This is a genomic window from Laspinema palackyanum D2c (genome assembly GCF_025370875.1).
Lineage (GTDB): Bacteria > Cyanobacteriota > Cyanobacteriia > Cyanobacteriales > Laspinemataceae > Laspinema > Laspinema palackyanum.
This window is the reverse complement of sequence record NZ_JAMXFD010000002.1, coordinates 25,402-45,777: the sequence shown is the minus strand read 5'-3', so window position 1 is coordinate 45,777 and position 20,376 is coordinate 25,402. Positions and strand designations below refer to the sequence as shown.

The following is a 20,376-nucleotide window of genomic DNA, read 5'->3' as shown; positions in this document are numbered from 1 at the left end:
GACAACATCGGTTTGTAGCAGCCTCGCAATTTTGGTAACACCCGTTCTGCCTCGTAGCTGTAACATCCAAGGGACAAATGTCCACCCCCCTGGGCGTTTCCACCGTTGTTACCACCGGGGCTTGCATCCTAAACGCTAAAAACTTCCTATGGTTAAGTCAGGTCAATCCTCCTTTCGCCGTATCCTGCTGTCGCGGATTTTACTCCTAAGCGTCCCTGTTTTGCTGTTAGGGGAGTATGTGACCTATCGCAAGGCACGCTCTAGTCTGCTCGAAACCGCTCGCCAAAACTTGACTGAAAGCGCCGTTCGCAAAGGAGATAGCATTCATGCCTCCCTCGAATCCCTCCAGGCAAACCTCCTCACCGCCAGCGAATCGGTCATGCTGCACTCAGGTTCGGTGGAAGCTTCCCAAACTTATATCGAGCAACTCGCCCAACGATTACCCACCAAGGTCCAATGCGTTCAACTGACCGATGTGCAAACCACAGCAATCATCGCCAGTACCTGTGGGAATCAACCCCTGAGTTCTGAAATTTTGCAAATATGGCAACAGCAAGGCAGTTTTGCTCCGGGGACGGGTTCCGGCGTTCATATCAAAACGGTTCTCTCGCCAACCCCATCCGGTGGGTCGGCCCCACCCGTTTCCCAAAATGACCCCAGCTATTTCGACCAACTCAAATTGGTTCTGAGCGCCCCAGTGTATTTGGATCAGAGCAATCCATTGGCAGTAAACAATTCCGGGATGCCAGACTATGCCTTAACCATTCGCTCTACTTTAGGGCAACGGGCGAGCGATCGCCGCATTGAACCCGGTTCCCTCACGGGCTACACGGTCGTCATTGACCAAGATGGCACCATTCTTGAACATGGAAACGACCTCAGTCGCGTTGGACGCAACATTCAGGATGAAGTAGAGGCCACACGTCTCCAAAGTATTGTTAGAAATGCCCTCCAAAACCGTCAGGACTTTCTCCATCTCTTTAATTTCGATCAAGAGGGAATAGAATTACTCTCGGGATATACCGCCATTCCCAGTCCCCTCTCCACGGGAGAAGAACGCAAGTGGGTAATCCTCGCGGTTACCCCCCTGGACAATGCTCTGGCGGGATTAAAAGATATTCAACAGGTTCTAGTCACCCTCATCCTAGGTTTATTAGCGGCCAACTTCCTGGCCACCCTCTACTTAACCCGCGATTTGGCCCTACCCATTGAGAAATTACAAGACTATGCGATGAACATTCAGTGCCGTGCGACTACGGAACGAGTTCCGCATAACTTGAGCATTCGCGAGTTTAACCGATTGGCGGAAGCCCTCGACAGTATGGTAGAACGCTTGAAAGCTTGGGCAGAGGAGTTAGAAACCGCCTGGAAAGAAGCTAAAACGGCTAACCAACTGAAAAATGAGTTTTTGGCGACTATTTCTCATGAGTTGAGAACCCCTCTCAATGCAATTCTCGGCTGCATTCGCTTAGTTCGAGATGATTGCTGTGATAACCGGGATGAAGAAATTGAGTTTCTTCAACGGGCTGATGATGCGGCTATTCATTTACTGAATATTATTAATGATATTCTCGATATTTCTAAAATTGAAGCCGGTACGCTCTCGGTGGTTATGGAGCGAGTTGATGCCAAACGATTGATTAAGGAGGCGATCGACTTGCAGCAATCTGCAATTCAGCAGAAGGGTTTGCAGTTAGAATTCCAGGAAGATTCTCAATCCATTACCCTCGAAGCCGATCCCGCTAAACTCAAACAAGCACTTCTCAATTTGCTCGGGAATGCGATTAAGTTTACGGACACCGGACGGATCACTATCTCTACTCGCATCGAAGGGTTAAGCGAGGGTCAGTCCTTTAATAACTCCGATAGCCGCAATGGTTCCATCCAGCCTCATTTGGTGATTTCTGTCCAAGATACGGGGATTGGCATTGCAAGAGATCAACAGCAGAAACTCTTTCAACCCTTTGTCATGGTCGATGGCTCAAGAACTCGCCCCAAAGGAGGTACAGGTTTAGGCTTGGCCATCTCCCGCAATTTAATTGAACTGATGGGTGGGATGATTCGCTTAGACAGTAAAGGTATTGGTCAGGGAACAACGGTTGAGGTGGTTTTGCCCATCCTCAATTCCAGTCCCTCCATTCCCGTAGCCTTGGAGTCAAAAACCCCCAAAGAACAAAATCGCTAAATTGTTCTATCTCTCCCTACAACCCTGTCGCTATTTCTCATTATTTTCTCCCCGTTCAACGTCCCAACTTCAGCCGTTATTTCCCTCGTTCGTAGTAACGACTTCAGTCGTTATTTTCTTTAATTCGTAGTAACAACTTCAGTCGTTCTGTTTCCCCGGTTCGTAGTAACAAGTTGAATAAAGGAGAATTAGTCCTAAATCTGAACAGCTACTCCCCCTTGTTGGATCGAGTGACTTAAACCCGTGAGAATCGTGATTAATTCCGTGGCGATCGCCCCAGATTCCACCCCTTGTCCATTACCGCGCACCAACTCCAAAAAGCGATCGCAAACCCGCCCTAGAGGTTCAGCCTTTTCTAACCTGACCACTTCCCGGTTTTGATTCCTGGGAATCCAAAGCTTACCCTCTTGTTCTAAACAACCCTGTTGAATCACCAACGGCGCATCCCCAGACATTTCATCAAAAATCAAGGTTCCTTGACTCCCCACCACTGCCAAGCGTCTCTGTTTATCGGGATTCAACCAGCACAAATGAATAAACGCCTGAAATCCACTCGGATAAGTCAGGGTTGCCATCACGAAATCCGCTAACCCCTGGGGAAACAGCTTCGAGTCCCCTCCCTCCACCGGAGTCGGTTGCAACCACACTCGCCCAGTCCCTTGGACTTGAATCGGATATTCTCCCAACCAACTATTAAAAATAGCAATATCATGAATTGCCAAATCCCACAGGGCATCCACATCGGGGCGGACTGGACCCAAATGAGAGCGTGTCGCATATCCGTAGCGCAATTCCCCGAGTCGTCCCCCTTGCACCACTTCAGTTCCGGCAATCACTGCGGGATGAAACAAATAGGTATGATCCACCAGCATCTGAAGCTGGCGTTGTTTTGCCCGTTCATATAATTCCCGAGACTCTGCTGGGTCAAGAGTTAGGGGTTTTTCCGCTAAGATGTGATAGTTCTGCTCTAGGGCATCAGAGATTAAGGCATAATGAGTGGCAGCCGGAGTAGCGACGGCTACTGCTTCGAGTCCGGGTAACTGTTTGATATCCTGCCAATCCGTTGCCAAAATCACAGTCTCATCTAAATTAAATTGCGATCGCGCCGAGTTCAATCGCTCTACATGAGGGTCCACCACCGCCAGCACTCGCGCCTCGGGATGGTTTAAAAAATTTCGGATCAAATGGACGCCCCAACGACCCGCCCCAAGAATTGCAATCCCAACTGGATTTGACATGGTTTGATAGTGATAATTTGATAGGGATAAATAGGGATTACTCAGCTACATCCAACTCTCGCAGAGTCAAAAATGCCACCTTGGCTGCTGCTTGTTCCGCTGCTTTTTTACTGCGTCCGGTGCCCTTGCCTTTGAGTTCTCCTAGTAGCCACACCTCAGCGGTAAAGCGATCGGGATGGTAATGTTCGCGATGGGTTTCAAAGACGCGATATTCAGGTAAAATTTTATAGCGAACTTGGGTCAATTCTTGCAGGGCATCTTTATAATTGTGACGGGCTGGATCTTTGCGAATCTCTTCCGATCGCTGTTTGAATTCCGGGTCTAACCAAGGACGAATTAAATCCAAATTATGGGTACTTAAATACAATGCGGCTAAAATCGCTTCAAAGGCATCAGCTAACCGAGATTCCTTGCCGGTAATATCTCCAGCAGCACTGGCAGAAACGAGCAGGTAGCGCTCCAGTCCGTACCCTTCGGCGATCTGAGCTAAGGTGCGATCGCTCACCAAAACTGACCGAATGGTTGCCAACTCCCCCACCTTTTCCTGGGGATACAGTTCCATCAGTAATTCCGCTGCCGCTAACCGAACCACCGCATCCCCGGTAAACTCTAACTGTTCATAGTTCGCTTCTCCGGAAACACTCGGATGAGTCAAGGCCAACTCTAACAAGTCCCAACGGATGGAAATTCCGTCAGGAAGTCCTAATTTTTGCAGCAGTTTCTGTAACTCGCGTTGTCGCTGGGGATAAAGAAGCTTCATAAAAGACTTTAAAAATTAAAAATTAACCTTGAAATTGATGAAAATTTAGAATTTAACCCGTTTAATTTTAACCTTAAAATTTTACCTAATCAAGAATGGAATTAGGAATTGACAATTCGCCTAAAAAATGGAAAGGGAGAGAGTCAGACATAAGCCGGGTTCTGTTCCATTCATCACAATTGTCATGAATGGGGCAGTTATCTATCTGGGACCTTTGTTACCAAAAGCCTCTAGCGGTTCTTTCTAAGCGGAACGGGTAAAAGACCAACCCTTGTCCCTGTGACCTTGCTCCCAACCGGGGTTTACCGAGCCAGGGCCTCTCGACCCTGCTGGTGCGCTCTTACCACACCTTTGCACCCTTACCTGTGAGCGATCGCCCAAACGGACAATCCCTCCATCGGCGGTATCTTTCTGTGGCACTATCCTCACGGTCACCCGCACTGGGCGTTACCCAGCAAGTCTGGTCTTTCGGGAGTCCGGACTTTCCTCAGATTCGTGACAATCCGCAACTGCCTGCGCCAACTCTCTACCCGTTCTGATTATAATCGATGAACTGCCAAAATCTGACTCCGTTGAGCGGTCGGATTGATTTGGCTAAGAGTTGTTTTACTCACCCAGCAGGATTGACCGTGCAATTAGGGGGGCGTCGCTTACCTTCACCGAATTTCATGCCCTCAAAATTCGATTTCTCCCCCACGGAATTTCACCTCAAATCCAAGGGAAAATGCTCCCTTAAAAATCCCGGCGCTGATTCCAGGGGATATTAACAACCCAGGGCAAAACCGAGGCTATAAACTGACAATTGACCAGATAAAGCGGGAGATTTCCTAGATTATGTTCTCCCATGCCAAAACGCAGAGCAAACTGAATGGTGAACGTTAGAGAGGGAAGTTCTGCCTTGGGGGAAACTTGTTTTCTCGGGTTCGGTTTAAGGGAGGCGAGGTTCACCATGACGCGATCGGGTTTTAAGGGTCCGATTTCCCCCTCTCGTTTTAAGGCAGATTCTGCCGTAAAGTGTTCTTGGAGGGTTTTTCCGGGCGCAATCACGCTAAACACTTGAGCCGGTAACAAATCAAAGGTCATTCCCGGTGGGAGTCGAACCAGGCGTTGTTCGCGACCCTGAGCATCAATCAGAGCGCTATAATCCCAATCAATGTAAAGGGTTTGAGTTGAGGATTGATTTTGGACACTCACCTCAAGGAACCGAAACTGGTCTAAATCATATTGGGGAGCCAGAAAGAATTTGAATCTAACTCTGTTTTCTAAATTTAGGCTTTCGAGTTGATTCTTCAGAAAAATTTCATCGGATTTAATGATAGCTTTTTCCGCCAATAAAGAAGAAAAAGCGCGTAATAAAACCGCACTCACGCAGATTAGATAAACTGCGATTACAATCCAATCCAGTCCAGTCATTAGGGGTTAGAGCAAAGGGAATGGGGCGACGCCCCTAGCATAGCTTAGAGATTGCCGATCGCATATAAAAAATCGTTAAAAAGACTCCCGGGGTTCATACTGATGACAGGTTTCACAAGGTCCTTCGGGATTGAGGGCGCACCGCAGATAAGCCGAGCGCGCATTGTAAAGACAAGTGATATCCCCAGTCACCTCCCCGACCCCTTCGACATAATGGCGATCGGCAGGAATCGCGGGGGGAGAGGGTATTCTCATAATGGGAATCTCTCGGGCCGCTTGCAAGCGAATTCGCGCCCGATCTTCTGCTTTCCGCATCGCGAACAGCGAGAGTAACGGAGGTGTTATCCCAACCAAAAAAATGATAAGTGTCTCTAACATGGCGGATGACTAAAACTGAACTCCTTAAAATCGGCAGGTTGAACTCAGGTAAACTGTCCTCAACCCACATCAACCGGGAAACCTGACTCAGGTTCTAAGGGAGTAGTTAGGCGGTGAGTTCCACAGCAGATTGAAAGAAATCCCGTTCGCATAACATGGCATAACGATAGGTGGAATGGGTTAGGGGAGTTGAAGCAGCATAGCGATCGAGCAGATGTTCTAACTGTCCCGACAATTGTTCAAATTCTTCTCCCGTATAGGTGCGAATCCAGTCGGCATAGTCGTGATTGGGAATCCCATCTTTTCCCAATTTCTGCCCTAAAAAAGCGTAAAGACGCATACAAGGAGCCATTGCCACCGCCGTTAACCCGACATCATGACTCCAAGCGGTTGCTAGTAAAAAGTCCGTGTAACGACGAGTTGCCGGAGTCGGTTTCACCGCTAAAAAATCAATTCCCCAAGTTTTGGCATAGCCTTGATGTAAGCGCAGTTCTTCTAAAACGCCACTAGCTAGGGCATGGAAGACTTCAAAAGCTTGCCAGTCGGGAGTTTTGGCGGCAGCAATGCTATAAGCGCGCGCGAAGGATTCCAGGAAAAAGGCATCCTGTCCCACATAATGAGCAAATTGATATCGCGGTAAGCTACCCTTGCCAATGCCTTGCACAAAAGGATGTTGTAGACACTCTTGAGCTAAGTCTTGATTCGCTTTCCACAATTCCTGAGATAGGGTCATATTTTGGAGAGTTTGATAGATTTTAACTAGATTGAGGTTTAGGACGTTGGACAAAAGAATAACGACTTGCTGTCGTTATTATGAGCTTAAGAGAACGACTGAAGTTGTTATTATGAGCTTAAGAGAACGACTGAAGTCGTTACTACAAACTTAAGAGAACGACTGAAGTCTTTAGCTTTCATTTTTTAGCTTTCATCTGGGACGCTCGGGGGTGGAAAAGTTGTTAAACCAACCGCGACGCCAAAAGAGAAAAATCATGAAGACGGCGATCGCAATCATCACCACCCAAACTGCCGGATAGCCCCAATACCAGTTCAGTTCTGGCATATTCAACGGTGAGGCTTCGGGATTGAAGTTCATCCCATAAACCCCGGCAATAAAGGTCAGGGGAATAAAAATAGATGAAATCACCGTTAACAGTTTCATCACTTCATTCATGCGGTTACTGATGGAAGAGAGGTAAACCTCCATCAGCCCACCAGCGAGTTCCCGATAGGTTTCCACAATATCTAAAACCTGAATCGTATGATCGTAACAGTCGCGTAAATAAATCCGAACTTCATCAGAAATCAAGGGACTGCCGTCTCGAATCAGGGCATTGATGGCATTTCGCTGGGGCCAGATTGCCCGACGTAAGGTGAGTAACTCCCGTTTGATTTTATAAATTTTTTGTAGGGTGTGGGGTGTAGGGTTTGCCACCACCTCATCCTCCAAATCCTCGATGCGTTCCCCATACGCTTCCAGAACCGGGAAAAATCCATCGATAATGGCATCGAGGAGAGCATAGGCGAGATAATCAGCCTTTTGTTTGCGAATCGTGCCTTTATTGCTGCGAATGCGATCGCGCACAGGACCAAAACTGTCATGTTCTGGCTCCTCCTGCACCGTCAACAGGTAATCTTTACCCAACACAAAACTAACTTGTTCGCTGATAAAGCTTTCCTCCGCTGGATCATGGCGATGTTCTTTGAGCATCACCATCCGCGCAATAATCACTAAATGACCCTCGTAGTCTTCCACTTTGGGTCGTTGGGGGACATTGACGATATCTTCTAACAGCAGGGGATGCAAGTGAAAGACTTTACCCAGTCGCTTTAAAATATCTTCACTCCCCAACCCCTGAACATCTAACCAGGAAACGGACTCACTGTCTAAGTAGGGGATACATTCTTCCGGGGTCGCCATGAGTAGCCGAATCGCCTTTTTTTCGCAATAGTCGATCGCCACAATCGTCGGGGTTGCTGCATCGTCCTCAATAATCAGAGTTCCGGGGATACTACCGGGTTCGTCATAGCAGTAATCGACGTATGATTCTTCGTTTTTATCGTTCTCCTCTTCCGGTTGAGAGAGGAAATTAGTCATTGTCCATCCCTTATCTGTCATCTTTTTATCCTGATCGCAGCTACCACTGCGATTTTAGGCAATTCTGGAGAAGGTTGGAGGCGATCTCGGGAATCATCTTCAAGTCTAGTGCGTTAGTGCCCTGGGTTCGCACCTTGGCTATAAAGGGCGTTCAATCGTTTGTAGTCAAACCTTTAGGGGTGCTATTAAGATGACTCAATCAAGGAGTCACTACGAACGGTTGTCGTTACCCCTAAAGGGATGGCCCTGTCAAGGTGTAAGGGGCTATAAGAAGTGGGAGCATCTTGCTCCCTTGCTCTCATCGGGAGCAAGATGCTCCCACTCCTTTCTGGAATTGGACAATTCATTTAGACTGGTAATAGAGGGATATTTTAAGGTTTGGATTGCTCTAAGACTTCATCCCCCCTCAATGATTTTCGAGCGATCGCCCCTGGGGAAACAGAGGGTTCCTGCCAATCATTTTCATCCGGTTGAGGCAACTTGACTTCCATCGGGAGATAAACCGTAAAAGTTGAACCCACCCCCAACTTACTCTCCACTAAAATATCTCCTCCCATCATCTGAGAAAACAATCGACTAATTGCCAAACCCAACCCCGTCCCCCCATATTCTCGGGTCGTAGACGCATCTGCCTGCATAAAGGCTTGAAACAAATTATCTAACTGGTCTTGACTCATGCCAATGCCTGTATCGCAGATTTTAAACCCGACAAATAAATCATTTAGACTTGATTCTTGCTCTGGGTTGAGAGGAAGAGGAATCGCACTCCGGAGTTGTTTCGTTACGGCCATCTCAATCTTTCCCTTCCGAGTGAATTTAGCCGCATTACTGAGTAAATTGAAGAGAATTTGTCGCATCTTAGTCAGGTCAGCATACATCGGACCCATTTCCCCACTAAACTGCACCACCAATTGGTTAGAATTTTTCTCGATTAGGGGTTGAGCGGTGTGGCAAATTTGGGTAATGGCCTGGTCTAAGTCAAATGATTCTAAAAACAGTTGCATTTTCCCCGATTCAATCTTGGAGTAATCCAAAATATCCCCAATTAGAGCCAGCAAATGTTTCCCTGCCGTATTAATGGAGCGTAGGTCATCCAGAAATTCTGCATCGTTAATGCCGATATCTCGGGCATCTTCTTGGAGGAGTTCACTATACCCAATAATGGCATTGAGTGGGGTTCTCAGTTCGTGGCTCATATTCGCCAAAAAGGTGCTTTTGGCGCGATTAGCCGCTTCTGCTGCTGTTTTTGTTTCTAGTAATTGCGCTTCGACTTTCTTGCGATCGGTAATATCCCGGGCCAAAATACAGTTATATTCTTTTCCATTAAATTCCAAATAATTGACTGTACTTTCTACGGGAAATCTTCGCCCATCTTTCGTTTGGTGATAGCATTCAATCGTAAACGAACCATGCTGTTTGATTTCATCCCAATAATCAGACCAGACATTTTGGGGTAAGTCCAAATTAATATCATGAATGGTCATTAAAATCAACTCTTCTCGGGAATAACCTAAAGACAGACAAGCGGCTTCATTGACATAAAAGAACTGGGCATTGGAGTTGACCCAAAACACTGAATCTCCAGCCCGATTCAGAGAAAACTGGGTAAAAGCCAAGATTTCTTCAATTTGTTGGCGATGAGCTTTTTCCGCCTCTAAGGCGAGGACAGCCTGGTGTAACTGTAAGGCTTTCCGTTCCAGTTCATGGCGCAGTTGTGCTTCAGTCTGTTTAATTTGAGTCAGATCTCGCACTATGACTAATATTTCTTCGTCACTGCTGGGGACAATTTGAACTTCATGAATTGCGGGAAAATAGGGAGGAAAGTTTATCGAATTTAAAGGGGGAAATTGAAGAGAACATAGACAATCCTTTCCGCTTAATTCTACTTCAAAGAGTTGCTCGCTTAGAGTGGCGATCGCCCGTTCTAGAAACTCTCGACATTGCTGAACCACTTCTAAAGGCCAAATTTCCCACCACTTCTTACCGATATAGCTGCGATCGCTCAGATTATCTATCCCTTCCGGCTGCAACTTCTGCCCTGAATTTCTACAACCCGCCCACAGGGTAAAATTCTTCGGCGGTTGATAATCAAGACAAGTGCCATCTTTATGGATCCAAAAGATGGCATCGGGAATTGCCTTTAATAAAGCACGATTTCTGGTTTTGCTGGCAGACACCACCGCTTCAAGCCCCTCCCCATTCCCTGACGATTGTTCAACCTTATTATCCCCATGTTTGCTCCCGAACTATTGTTTGCCTTAACAAAACAACCCAACAGCGCCCCGGCAAGGTGAGCGAATCCGTACCCCCCCAGGGGCGTTTTCTACCTGTGGATTGCCTAGGGCCGGGATAATAATGACTATAGCGCCCCTAGTTTGTGATGAGATGGCGGCGCTCCCTTGTTGCCCTTTCTGGAGGCATAACGATGAATCATTTTAAAACGGTTGCCCTGTTAGGTTTGCTCAGTGGACTCCTGATTACCGTGAGTTACGCCATCGGTGGGACCACTGGAGCCTTCTTCGGAGTCATATTAGCGGCCCTCACCAACTTTGGGTCCTGGTACTATTCCGATCGCATTGCCTTAACCGCATATCGGGCTAAACCCGTCACTCCCGCGCAAGCACCGGAACTGGCGATGATGGTCCAAACCCTGAGCGATCGGGCCGGTTTACCCATGCCTGCGCTCTATATCGTTCCCTCTCAATCCGCCAATGCCTTCGCCACCGGCAGAGACCCGGATCATGCCGCCGTCGCCGTCACTCAAGGTATTATTAGCCTACTCCCGGCAGATGAACTCGAAGCCGTCATCGCTCACGAACTCAGCCATATCCAAAACCGCGATGCCCTCACCCAAGCGGTTGCCGCCACGATCGCCGGAGGCATCTCGTTCCTAGCGCAAATGGCCTTTTGGTTCCTCCCGATCGGTCGGGATGACAATGGCTCCAATCCCTTCGCGGGATTGTTAATGCTCATTGTCGCACCCGTCGCCGCCACGGTGATTCAACTCGGCATTTCTCGCACCCGTGAATTTGCTGCCGATGCTGGTGCCGCCCAACTCACCGGCAACCCCCGCGCTTTAGCCAAAGCCTTACAACGACTTGACCAAAATGCTCGACAACTTCCCCTCAACGGGAATCCCGCCTTTGAACCCCTGTTAATCATGAATGGATTCTCCGGAAAGAAGTTTACCTCTAAGCTATTTTCCACCCATCCCACCACCGAAGCTCGCATCGAGCGCCTGTTGCAGTTAGAGGGGAAATAGGGCAAATGTTTGTAGTAACGACTTCAGTCGTTGCTTTCGTGTCATGGCTTGAGCCATGACACGCACAATTGGAGACCCAAGCGCCTGCTACAGGACTGGAACCCAGGCATTCAAAGGGGGATGCCGAAAGCGATCGCTTTCGGCATCCGGAAACGACTCAAGTCGTTACTACAAACTTGAACCCCATCCTCTCCATTCCAGAGTTCAACTTTAGCCGTTAGGCTAGAGGCAACAACAAGTTATCAAATCTAGTTAGGATACAGAATCATGACTGATGAAGCTCAAGTGCCTAAAGAACGCGCCCTCGTGGAAGTAAGTCCCGAGACGAAAGCGCTGGTGGAAAAAGAAATGCCTGATGCCACCGCCCAGGTGCAGGAGGAAACGATGGCCCTGTTTGAAGCCATCAAACGCCGAGCACAAGCGGAAATTCAAGGGGCCAGCAAATTTACTGCCGAAGCCTATCTGAGTGCGGTGCAACAAGCGCGGGAGACGATTGAAAGCGATCGCCTTATGGATCCCGAACGGATTGCCTACACCATCAAACTGATGGAAATGGATGCCAAGCAAAATTGGGACAAGATCCTCAGTGAAATGAGTGAACTGGGCGATCGCCTTGCCCAATCTGCTAAGGATGCATGGGACTCCCTCTTCAATCCCTCCGGCACTCCCCCCAATTCCTAGGCAACCTTCAGCCTAAACACCTGTTCATCGAGGGCGACTCATCGGTCGCCCTCTATTTTTTTAAGTCTATCCGGAGAGAATCTGCCATCACGATGACCCGTTCGTGCTAGATTTTAAAAGTTTGCCTCTGTTATTTGTTTCAAAGACCCCAACTCAGCAATCCCACCCATTCCATCCCCGATTGCGATAGAGCATCGAACCCCTAGAACTGGGGCATTCTAGCCATTCACTTGTCCACTCATTACGTCTGAAACTGTAAAGCGACCACCATGCGAACCTACTATTGCGGCCAACTCCGAAGCGAACATATTGGAGAAACTGTTACTCTGTGTGGATGGGTAGACCGCCGACGAGATCATGGTGGAGTCATTTTCTTGGATTTGCGAGATAGGAGTGGCGTCGTCCAAATCGTTTCTGACCCCCAGCGCACCCCCACCTCCTACAAAGAGGCGGAAACCATCCGAGGTGAATATGTCCTCCGCATCACCGGACGGGTCAGCTCACGTCCTAGCGATTCCCTCAATCCCAACTTACCCACGGGAGAGATAGAAGTCTACGTCGATCGCATTGAATTACTCAATGCCGTCCATAAACTGATGCCGTTCCCCGTTTCCAGTGGACAGACGGAAACTGTGCGCGAAGAGTTACGCCTGAAATATCGCTATCTAGATCTCCGTCGGGAACGGATGTCGCGAAATCTACAACTGCGTCATCAAGTGGTTAAAGCCATGCGCCGCTTCCTGGAAGATGAATATGGCTTTATCGAAATTGAAACCCCGATGCTGACCCGTTCTACCCCAGAAGGTGCGCGAGATTATCTCGTCCCTTCCCGGGTAAATGCCGGTGAATGGTATGCTTTGCCGCAGTCGCCGCAATTATTCAAACAGTTGTTAATGGTTTCGGGTTTAGATCGCTATTATCAAATGGCCCGATGCTTCCGCGATGAAGATTTGCGCGCCGATCGCCAGCCGGAATTTACTCAGTTGGACATGGAAATGAGTTTCATGTCCCAAGAAGAAATTCTCCAACTGAATGAATCTTTAGTTTGCCATATCTTTAAAACGGTTAAGGGCATTGATATCCCCCGTCCTTTCCCCCGGTTAACCTACGCCGAATCGATGTCTCGGTACGGCACCGATCGCCCGGATACTCGCTATGGCATGGAATTGGTCGATGTGTCGGATTTGGTGAAAGATTCCGGATTTAAGGTATTTTCTGGAGCAATTTCTGCCGGTGGAATTGTCAAAGTGTTACCCATTCCCGGTGGCAATAGTGCCATTTCCAATGTCCGCATCAAACCCGGTGGAGATTTATTCAAGGAAGCCGCCGAAGCGGGTGCTAAAGGGTTGGCTTACATCCGGGTTAAAGATAACGGAGAAATCGATACGATTGGGGCAATTAAAGATAATTTAAGCCCAGAACAGAAGCAAGAGTTACTCTCACGGACGGGTGCACAATCGGGAGATTTACTGTTATTCGGGGCCGGAGATACAGCAACAGTGAATAAAACCCTCGATCGCCTCCGCCAATCCGTCGCTCGTCTGTTGGGGATGATTGATGAAACCAAGCTCAATCTACTCTGGATTACCGATTTTCCGATGTTTGAGTGGAATGCTGATGAAAAGCGTTTAGAAGCAACTCATCACCCCTTTACCGCGCCTAACCCCGAAGATATCGACGACCTCAAAAATGCTCGGGCTCAAGCTTATGACTTGGTTTATAACGGGTTGGAAATCGGCGGCGGTAGTCTGCGGATTTATCAGCGTGAGGTTCAAGAACGGGTGTTTGAGGCGATCGGCTTATCCCAGGAAGAAGCGAATAACAAGTTTGGCTTTTTAATGGAGGCGTTTGAGTATGGCACTCCACCCCACGGCGGTATTGCTTATGGTTTAGACCGCTTGGTGATGTTGTTAGCCTCGGAAGAGTCCATTCGAGATGTGATTGCCTTCCCGAAAACCCAGCAAGCTCGATGTTTGTTAACGGGAGCTCCCGCTACCATTGATGCCATTCAGTTGAAGGAATTGCACGTTGCTTCTACGGTTAAGCCTAAACAGGCTTAAGGATTTTTTGAAGATTCAGGTCATGGGTAAGCCAGTATTTGGGTGAATTATCCATGACTTGCTATTCTTAAGACTGCACTGAATTGTTATTATTTTCTCATCAGAGAAAAAACAGCTCGAAAGCCCACTATCATTTTTTATGAGTAACAAACCGATGAGTTCTGATATCAAGTTTGAAGTCGTCCGTCCCCAGGGCATTTTAGATGGGACCCAGGCCAATGTCTTTCGCCGTGAAGTGCGCGATCGCCTGGACAACCAAGCCAATATTGTCCTCGTCAATCTCCAGGATGTCACGTTTATTGATAGTTCCGGTCTAGGGGCTTTAGTCTCCGCCCTGAAAATGGTGCGAACTGCGGGGGCAAAAATGGTCATCTGTTCCATTAATGATCAGGTCAGAATGTTATTTGAACTAACCAGCATGGACCGGGTATTTAAAGTTTATCCTAATGAAGAAGCTTTTGAAAATGAAGTGAAAAACCCTGAAGTAAGCTCCGATATCTAACTCAGGAACTCTTCGGAGTGGAGGTCGGGTGTTATTCCAGAAACTCTACCTGGAGCAAGGAGAAGTCGTCATCAAAGGTCGGGTTGAGATTTAAACTCCGGATGCGAGCTAATAACCCATCAATATCCCGGCCATTTTTTTGCCAATAATAAGTGAGTAGATTGCTAAAGGCATCCAGACCCCAAAGAGTGCCATCAGGCTGATTAATTTCATAAACGCCATCACTAAAAACGTATAAGGTACTAGGAGTCTCAATCTGACAGACATTTTGGATATATTGGGCTTCGGGAAACATTCCGATGGGTAAGCCTTGGGTTTTGAGCGCTTGTAGGGTAGGCGGCATTCCTGGAGTTCCAGATAACAATAAGGCCGGAGGATGGCCTGCACTGGAGTACAATAGGGTATCTTCGGTGCGGTTATAGACGCCATACCAAATTGTAAAATATTTATCTTGTTGTAAGTCCATTTGAAAGTATTTATTTAATTCGGTTAAAACCGAAGCAGGTTGAGTAAAATCAAACCCAACCTGGGAGTGGGACCGTAACAAATTTAAGACCGAAACCGAGGGGAGGGTCGCCGCTAAACCATGACCGGCAACATCCAGTAGGTAAATGACTAAATGTTCTGAATCGAGCCAATAATAGTCAAAGCAATCGCCACCGAGTTGACGAGAGGGGATAAAACGGTTGGCGATCGCCACAGGTGTATTCAGGGGGTCAGGTAAGAGCGATCGGACGTAATCCGCTGCTTCCGCCAGTTCCGCTTCTAATGCTCGCTTGGAGTTTCGCAAATCTTGGGTAAGCTGATAAATCCTCAATCCCGCTCTAACGCGGGCATTTAATTCGTTAATCTCGATCGGTTTAGAGAGAAATTCATCGGCACCCGTATCCAGTCCCACGACCCGATCTTCCGTTGCGCCCCGAGAGGTTAACAGAATAAAATAGGTGTTGGATAATTCTGGATGCGCTTTGATCTGACGGCAAACTTCCAACCCATCCATCACCGGCATCATCCAGTCACAAATGATTAATGCAGGCCCTAATCGATAAGCCTGTTCCATTCCTTCTTGACCATTACTGGCAACGGCAACGTGATACCCCTGTTTTTGCAAGGATCTCGTTAACACGACGCGAATAGTCGGATCGTCATCAATCACAAGAATGTGGGTCATGGACTAGGAAATTGAGACAATTAGCTTTACACAGAATAGCACTCACGAAAAAGACCCCCAACCCTCATTGTTTCCTGATGTCAGGGAATCCTTCAAGGCAACGATGCCGCGTCTTGTCACCGTTTCCTGATGTTGGGTAACCTTTCAACGGAACTGTGATGCTTTTGAGGAAGTTAGGGAGTCTCTTTCACGGAATGCAACAGGGTTCTACTCTAGCCCCAATTGCCCCCGAAAACCCGTAATAATCCTGGTTCCATCTTTGAGAATGTGGATTTCCATCTGGTCGCTGGCCCAGGTAATTTTATCCTTAAAGGCTTCATTGAAGATATGAATCCGTTGATTGCGGGAAGAAACTGGGGATTCTGGGGAATGAATCGCTAAGGATTCGACATAAGGACCATCAATCAGAATGTCCAGTTGGTCTAATAAGGCATCTGCACCCACCGGCGCAGAGGGCGACTGCAATTGCGCCAAGGTAAACCCGGTAAAGGACATTAGATTTAATCCTGCTGCCTTGATTTTTTTCCCGAGTTCGCCTAGGGCAGGGGCCTGCCAAAACGGTTCACCGCCAGAAAAAGTCACCCCATGATTCCGGGGATTGCTCAAAATTTTATCCGCGAGTTCATCAATAGCGATTAATTGATTGACTTCAAACGGCCAGGATTCAGGATTAAAACAACCGGAACACTCCCTCAGACAGCCTTGGACCCAGACTACGGCGCGGGTTCCCGGTCCATTCACTTCTGATTCATCCACATACCCCATGATATTCAGGTAGCCATCGGGGATGTCTGGGAGGGTGGGTGGTGCGCTGTTGATTAAATTAATCATAGGTTGACCTCTCCTCAAATAGAGGGTTTTAACTCACCGGGTTAAGGGTAAGGTTGAAAGATTCTTATATCGATTATCAGCTATCTTCTGGAGAATCACGAATCTTTAAACGTGATTTTTTGAGGAAAGCGATCGCTACAAAGCATCCGACCTCCTATGTACCCGCATTTCTGACCCGGTTTCAACTTAAGTCACACAGAACAGTTTCCTCATAGAGTCGGGTCGAATGCTTCCAGTTTTGAGGTAAATCTTTTCAAATCCTTGGGGAAGGCCCTTGGGCGAGTTAAAGAACGGGGCTGATATTCCAGGACGACGAACCGATCTGGAGGTTACGGCTAGAGATTGGGATTTAACCCCCTGGTCAATTGGGCTATAAAACAGTAGTATGGTTATAGAACAAAATTCTCTCTTCTTTAGCAAAAATCGCCTGTTTGAAACAAAATGTAAAGTTGGTTCGGGCTAATCGGAATAAAAAACTGTACTCTCCCCTCATTATTCTCCGTATTTTCTCGGAAGTCAGCCATCAACAGCATATTTACAAGTTTTAAACATCCGCAAAATAGCGGATATTAAAGGTAGTTATTACAATCTTTAAAAACACCTGGCCTAGTATTTTATTTAGATAAAGAATTGCCTTACCCCCTAGACGAAGTAGAAGAAACAGGTAATAATCAGAAGTATCAGTACAAGAGAGATTAAATAAACAAACCGTTATCTCTTGACCACTCGCTCCTACTTAACTCTGAACTGTAAGGTGTCAAACCATGATTACTAATTTAACTTTTACCAACCGTCTCAGCAAAACTACTCTGATTTCTCTCGGTCTGGCTGCTGCCTCCCTTGCCTTTGCTCCCGGACAAGCCAAAGCTGAGACTCGAACCTTCAACATTGCTCCGAGTGGTGCAAATCCAGGTCTGAACGTAACCCTCGACGATACAACGAATCCGGGTTCGATTACTGTCAAAGTCGATATTGCCCCGGGCAGCGATGGCGGTAAAGCCACTACCGCTGATATTAGCGGGATCTTCTTGAATCTTCCCGAAGGAGTGGGAACGCTGAAGGTCTCAAGTGTAGCTGGTGGACCAGCCACCACCGTACTACAAGAAAGTGGAAAAGTGAGCGATCTCGATGATGGTGTCAATATGAAGGGGGACGGTCCAGCGCCTTCCTTTGATGTGGGGATTAAGATTGGCTACTCCGGTGGTGCCAGCAATGGAGGAACTCCGGACGACTTCCAAACCACGACCTTTACGCTCTCCGGTTCCGGACTGTCCCTGGATTCTTTTACCAATGAAGGGTTTGGCGTGCGCCTCAAGAGTGTTGGTTTAGTAGGGGCAACAAGCCGCGAAGGCAGTCTTAAACTGGAAACCACGATGACGCCGATCGTGGTTACTAACCCCGGTGGCGGTACTACAGGTGGCGATACCACGGGTGGCGATACCACAGGTGGCGATACCACGGGTGGCGATACCACAGGTGGCGATACCACAGGTGGTTCCGATTCCGTTCCAGTTCCAGAACCCTTGACGATGGGTGGTTTGATTCTCGGTGCCGGTGGTTTGATTGCTGCACGTCGTCGCAAAATGAGCCAAAAGGGTTAATCTCTGAGGCGATCGCGACAAGACTACGTTTCAGGACCCCTTGTCCGATTGATTGAGAGCCTATCCATTAATTCGGTCATACCCCAGTTCAACGGGTATGACCGAATTTTTTTGGGGAGTTGCCACCTCATCCCCAATTTGGTTCTCTACCCATTATTTCCTCTGACAAATAAGGGCAGGAGGGGCCCTGTTTATCACCTCCTACCCCGACTGGTTGTGGGGTGCAGAGTATCAAGACCGAATTCTATAGTGCGTCTAAATCCTTCTGGCATACAGAAGGTAGCAAGATGCTCCCAGAGACAAGAGCTACCTCATGAGATAGGAAACTGCTATATAGCAGTTTCCTATCTCAGTTGTGGAATGCCCTCACCCCCGACCGTTGGCGGCCCAAAGGGGGAGAGGGTTTAGGGTGAGGGCATCAATGATTTAGGGTTGTTCTATCTCAATTATCAAGTTTTTAATTCTGGGGAAAAAAACATCCGGAATGGGGGCAGAAAAAGATAAACCAACTCATCAGGCAACCGGGGTGGGTGATACCCACGCCCCAGTTAAAAAGCCCCCTTGGAATTGTGACTAAATCGGCAAGTGAAACCCCTCAAAAACTGGACTAGAAAGGCTGTTTCTGGACAACCGGCATTTAGAGTAAGGATGCTTCGTGATGCGGATCACAACCCGATCCCCTATAATTCTCTAGTCCAAGGCTACAGGTTTATCTATAACCTACAGTGGCTTGGAGTTATGAAATAAGCGCAATCTTTAAAAATTGCTCACTTATTGTCTTTTTTTGATAAAGTATCACCCTTTTACTTCGACGATAGCGAAGGGTCAAGTAATAATCAGAGATATCCGCACAAGAGACCTCTAATCACCCAAGTTCTCTCGTGCCAAGGCACTCCTACTTCACCCTGAACTACTAGGTCTCAAACAATGATTACTAATTTAACTTTTACGTCCTTTCTGACCCAAACTATTCTAACTTCTGCCGGTTTCGTCTTAGCCTCTGCCGCGTTCCTTGCCGCACCAGCACAGGCAAATACGTTAACGATTGACCTCAAGGACGCGACAAATACCAACACTCAAAACTATCCCACCGTTCAGATTACCCTGTCCCAAACTGTTGTGGGTGGACCCATCCAAGCTACAGTCAACGTTATCAAGGGTCCGACTGGATTTATTGGAGACTTACGGGGTGTTTACTTTAATCTTCCCTCGGGTGTGAGCGCCACGATTTCTGGAGATAATGCCATCATCACCAAACAAACCAGTACCGGAGACTTCAGTAACTTCAGTAAGAATGCCGAGGTGCAGGGTAGTCACATTGGTTTTAACGCGGGCGTAGAAATTGGCACATCAGGAATTGCTAAGGATGACTACCAAACGGCCACCTTTACTATCTCAGGAACGGGTTTGAGTCTGAGTTCCTTTACCTCCAGCAGCTTCGGTACTCGCCTGACGAGTGTGGGCACTCCGACCGGCAATCGAGATTTGAGCAGCAAGACCCTTGGTACGGCTCCCTCGACGATAGTTGTAACGAATCCGCCAGTGACAACTCCGCCGGTTGAGGCAACTCCCCCGGTTGAGGCAACTCCCCCAGTTGAGGCAACTCCTCCAGTTGAGTCAACTCCTCCGGTTGAGGCAACTCCCCCGGTTGAGGCAACTCCTCCGGTTGAGGCAACTCCTCCGGTTGAGGCAACTCCCCCAGTTGAGGCAACTCCCCCAGTTGAGGCCACTCCTCCGGTTGAGGCAACTCCCCTAGTTGAGGCAACTCCTCCGGTTGTAATGAATCCTCCCACGAATGACAACAACTTCTCGGATCCCGTTTCTGTGCCTGAACCCATGACAGTTGGGGGTTTGCTGGTGGTTGGCAGTGGTTTCCTGACTGTATGTCGTCGGAAACTGAACAAAAATGGTTAATCTCCGAGGCGATCGCGACAAGAACAAGTTTCAGGAACCCTTGTCCGATTAATGGAGAGCTAATTCATCAGTTCGGTCAGTCGTCTTAAATGGGGCCTGACCGAATTTTTTTTGGCAAATGCTCCCATAAGTCATCAAGTCGTGAATTCTCTGGAAGTCTGCACGAGCAAACCGGGGGAATAGAGGAGGAAAAAGATAAACTGATTACCGGCTTATCCCAGGGCTTCTGATACGCTACTCAAAGGCTGAAGGTTCAGCTTTAAACTAAGTTAACCGTAAATGGAT

General features: G+C 47.9%; 16 protein-coding genes and 1 other RNA gene. 7 read left to right on the top strand and 10 right to left on the bottom strand.

Annotated elements, in window-relative coordinates; all coding sequences use genetic code 11:
* The first annotated feature begins 148 nt into the window (after positions 1–148).
* Positions 149–2,185: a sensor histidine kinase gene (locus tag NG795_RS03010; RefSeq protein ID WP_367287192.1), complete on the top strand. Its 2,037-nt coding sequence runs from the start codon at positions 149–151 to the stop codon at positions 2,183–2,185.
* 194 nt (positions 2,186–2,379) lie between these two features.
* Here NG795_RS03010 and NG795_RS03005 read toward each other — a convergent pair whose 3' ends face one another.
* The 8 genes from NG795_RS03005 to NG795_RS02970 form a co-directional block, all read right to left on the bottom strand.
* On the bottom strand, positions 2,380–3,423 hold the full coding sequence (locus NG795_RS03005) for a Gfo/Idh/MocA family protein (RefSeq protein ID WP_367287191.1): 1,044 nt from the start codon (positions 3,421–3,423) through the stop codon (positions 2,380–2,382).
* A gap of 37 nt (positions 3,424–3,460) precedes the next feature.
* Entirely contained in the window at positions 3,461–4,183 is a 723-nt protein-coding gene (rnc, locus tag NG795_RS03000) for a ribonuclease III (protein WP_367287190.1), read from the bottom strand.
* A 135-nt stretch (positions 4,184–4,318) separates the two neighbouring features.
* Positions 4,319–4,709, bottom strand: an RNA gene (rnpB, locus tag NG795_RS02995) — RNase P RNA component class A.
* Positions 4,710–4,915: 206 nt separating this feature from the next.
* The gene (locus tag NG795_RS02990) at positions 4,916–5,551 is read right to left on the bottom strand and encodes a hypothetical protein (RefSeq protein ID WP_367287189.1); all 636 of its coding nucleotides are present in this window, start codon (positions 5,549–5,551) and stop codon (positions 4,916–4,918) included.
* A gap of 120 nt (positions 5,552–5,671) precedes the next feature.
* Positions 5,672–5,974 (bottom strand): DUF6464 family protein, encoded by a 303-nt coding sequence (locus NG795_RS02985; RefSeq protein WP_367287188.1) that lies wholly within the window; start codon positions 5,972–5,974, stop codon positions 5,672–5,674.
* 106 nt (positions 5,975–6,080) lie between these two features.
* A complete protein-coding gene (locus tag NG795_RS02980; protein WP_367287187.1) occupies positions 6,081–6,707 on the bottom strand; it encodes a TenA family protein in 627 nt (208 codons plus the stop codon).
* Between the two features lie 192 nt (positions 6,708–6,899).
* Complete coding sequence (gene corA, locus NG795_RS02975) at positions 6,900–8,090, bottom strand: magnesium/cobalt transporter CorA (RefSeq protein ID WP_436836028.1); 1,191 nt, start codon at positions 8,088–8,090, stop codon at positions 6,900–6,902.
* A 350-nt stretch (positions 8,091–8,440) separates the two neighbouring features.
* A complete protein-coding gene (locus NG795_RS02970; protein ID WP_367287185.1) occupies positions 8,441–10,246 on the bottom strand; it encodes a PAS domain-containing sensor histidine kinase in 1,806 nt (601 codons plus the stop codon).
* 248 nt (positions 10,247–10,494) lie between these two features.
* Here NG795_RS02970 and NG795_RS02965 point away from each other — a divergent pair, with 248 nt between their 5' ends.
* The 4 genes from NG795_RS02965 to NG795_RS02950 all read left to right on the top strand — a co-directional run bounded on the left by NG795_RS02965 (position 10,495) and on the right by NG795_RS02950 (position 14,574).
* The gene (locus NG795_RS02965; RefSeq protein WP_367287184.1) at positions 10,495–11,331 is read left to right on the top strand and encodes a M48 family metalloprotease; all 837 of its coding nucleotides are present in this window, start codon (positions 10,495–10,497) and stop codon (positions 11,329–11,331) included.
* A 267-nt stretch (positions 11,332–11,598) separates the two neighbouring features.
* The gene (locus tag NG795_RS02960) at positions 11,599–12,012 is read left to right on the top strand and encodes a hypothetical protein (protein WP_367287183.1); all 414 of its coding nucleotides are present in this window, start codon (positions 11,599–11,601) and stop codon (positions 12,010–12,012) included.
* A 269-nt stretch (positions 12,013–12,281) separates the two neighbouring features.
* The gene (gene aspS, locus NG795_RS02955; protein WP_367287182.1) at positions 12,282–14,072 is read left to right on the top strand and encodes an aspartate--tRNA ligase; all 1,791 of its coding nucleotides are present in this window, start codon (positions 12,282–12,284) and stop codon (positions 14,070–14,072) included.
* Positions 14,073–14,211: 139 nt separating this feature from the next.
* Positions 14,212–14,574, top strand: coding sequence for an STAS domain-containing protein (locus NG795_RS02950; RefSeq protein WP_436836027.1), 363 nt, complete (start codon positions 14,212–14,214; stop codon positions 14,572–14,574).
* 31 nt (positions 14,575–14,605) lie between these two features.
* On the opposite strand, the gene NG795_RS02945 is transcribed toward NG795_RS02950, so the two are convergent.
* Positions 14,606–15,745 carry a PP2C family protein-serine/threonine phosphatase gene (locus NG795_RS02945; RefSeq protein ID WP_367287181.1) on the bottom strand — a complete coding sequence of 380 codons (1,140 nt, stop codon included), beginning with the start codon at positions 15,743–15,745 and terminating at the stop codon, positions 14,606–14,608.
* A gap of 207 nt (positions 15,746–15,952) precedes the next feature.
* Complete coding sequence (locus NG795_RS02940) at positions 15,953–16,576, bottom strand: 4Fe-4S single cluster domain-containing protein (protein ID WP_367287180.1); 624 nt, start codon at positions 16,574–16,576, stop codon at positions 15,953–15,955.
* A 764-nt stretch (positions 16,577–17,340) separates the two neighbouring features.
* Between NG795_RS02940 and NG795_RS02935 the strand changes: the two genes are divergently transcribed.
* On the top strand, positions 17,341–18,177 hold the full coding sequence (locus tag NG795_RS02935) for a PEP-CTERM sorting domain-containing protein (protein WP_367287179.1): 837 nt from the start codon (positions 17,341–17,343) through the stop codon (positions 18,175–18,177).
* 927 nt (positions 18,178–19,104) lie between these two features.
* Complete coding sequence (locus NG795_RS02930) at positions 19,105–20,091, top strand: PEP-CTERM sorting domain-containing protein (protein WP_367287178.1); 987 nt, start codon at positions 19,105–19,107, stop codon at positions 20,089–20,091.
* Positions 20,092–20,376 lie beyond the last annotated feature (285 nt).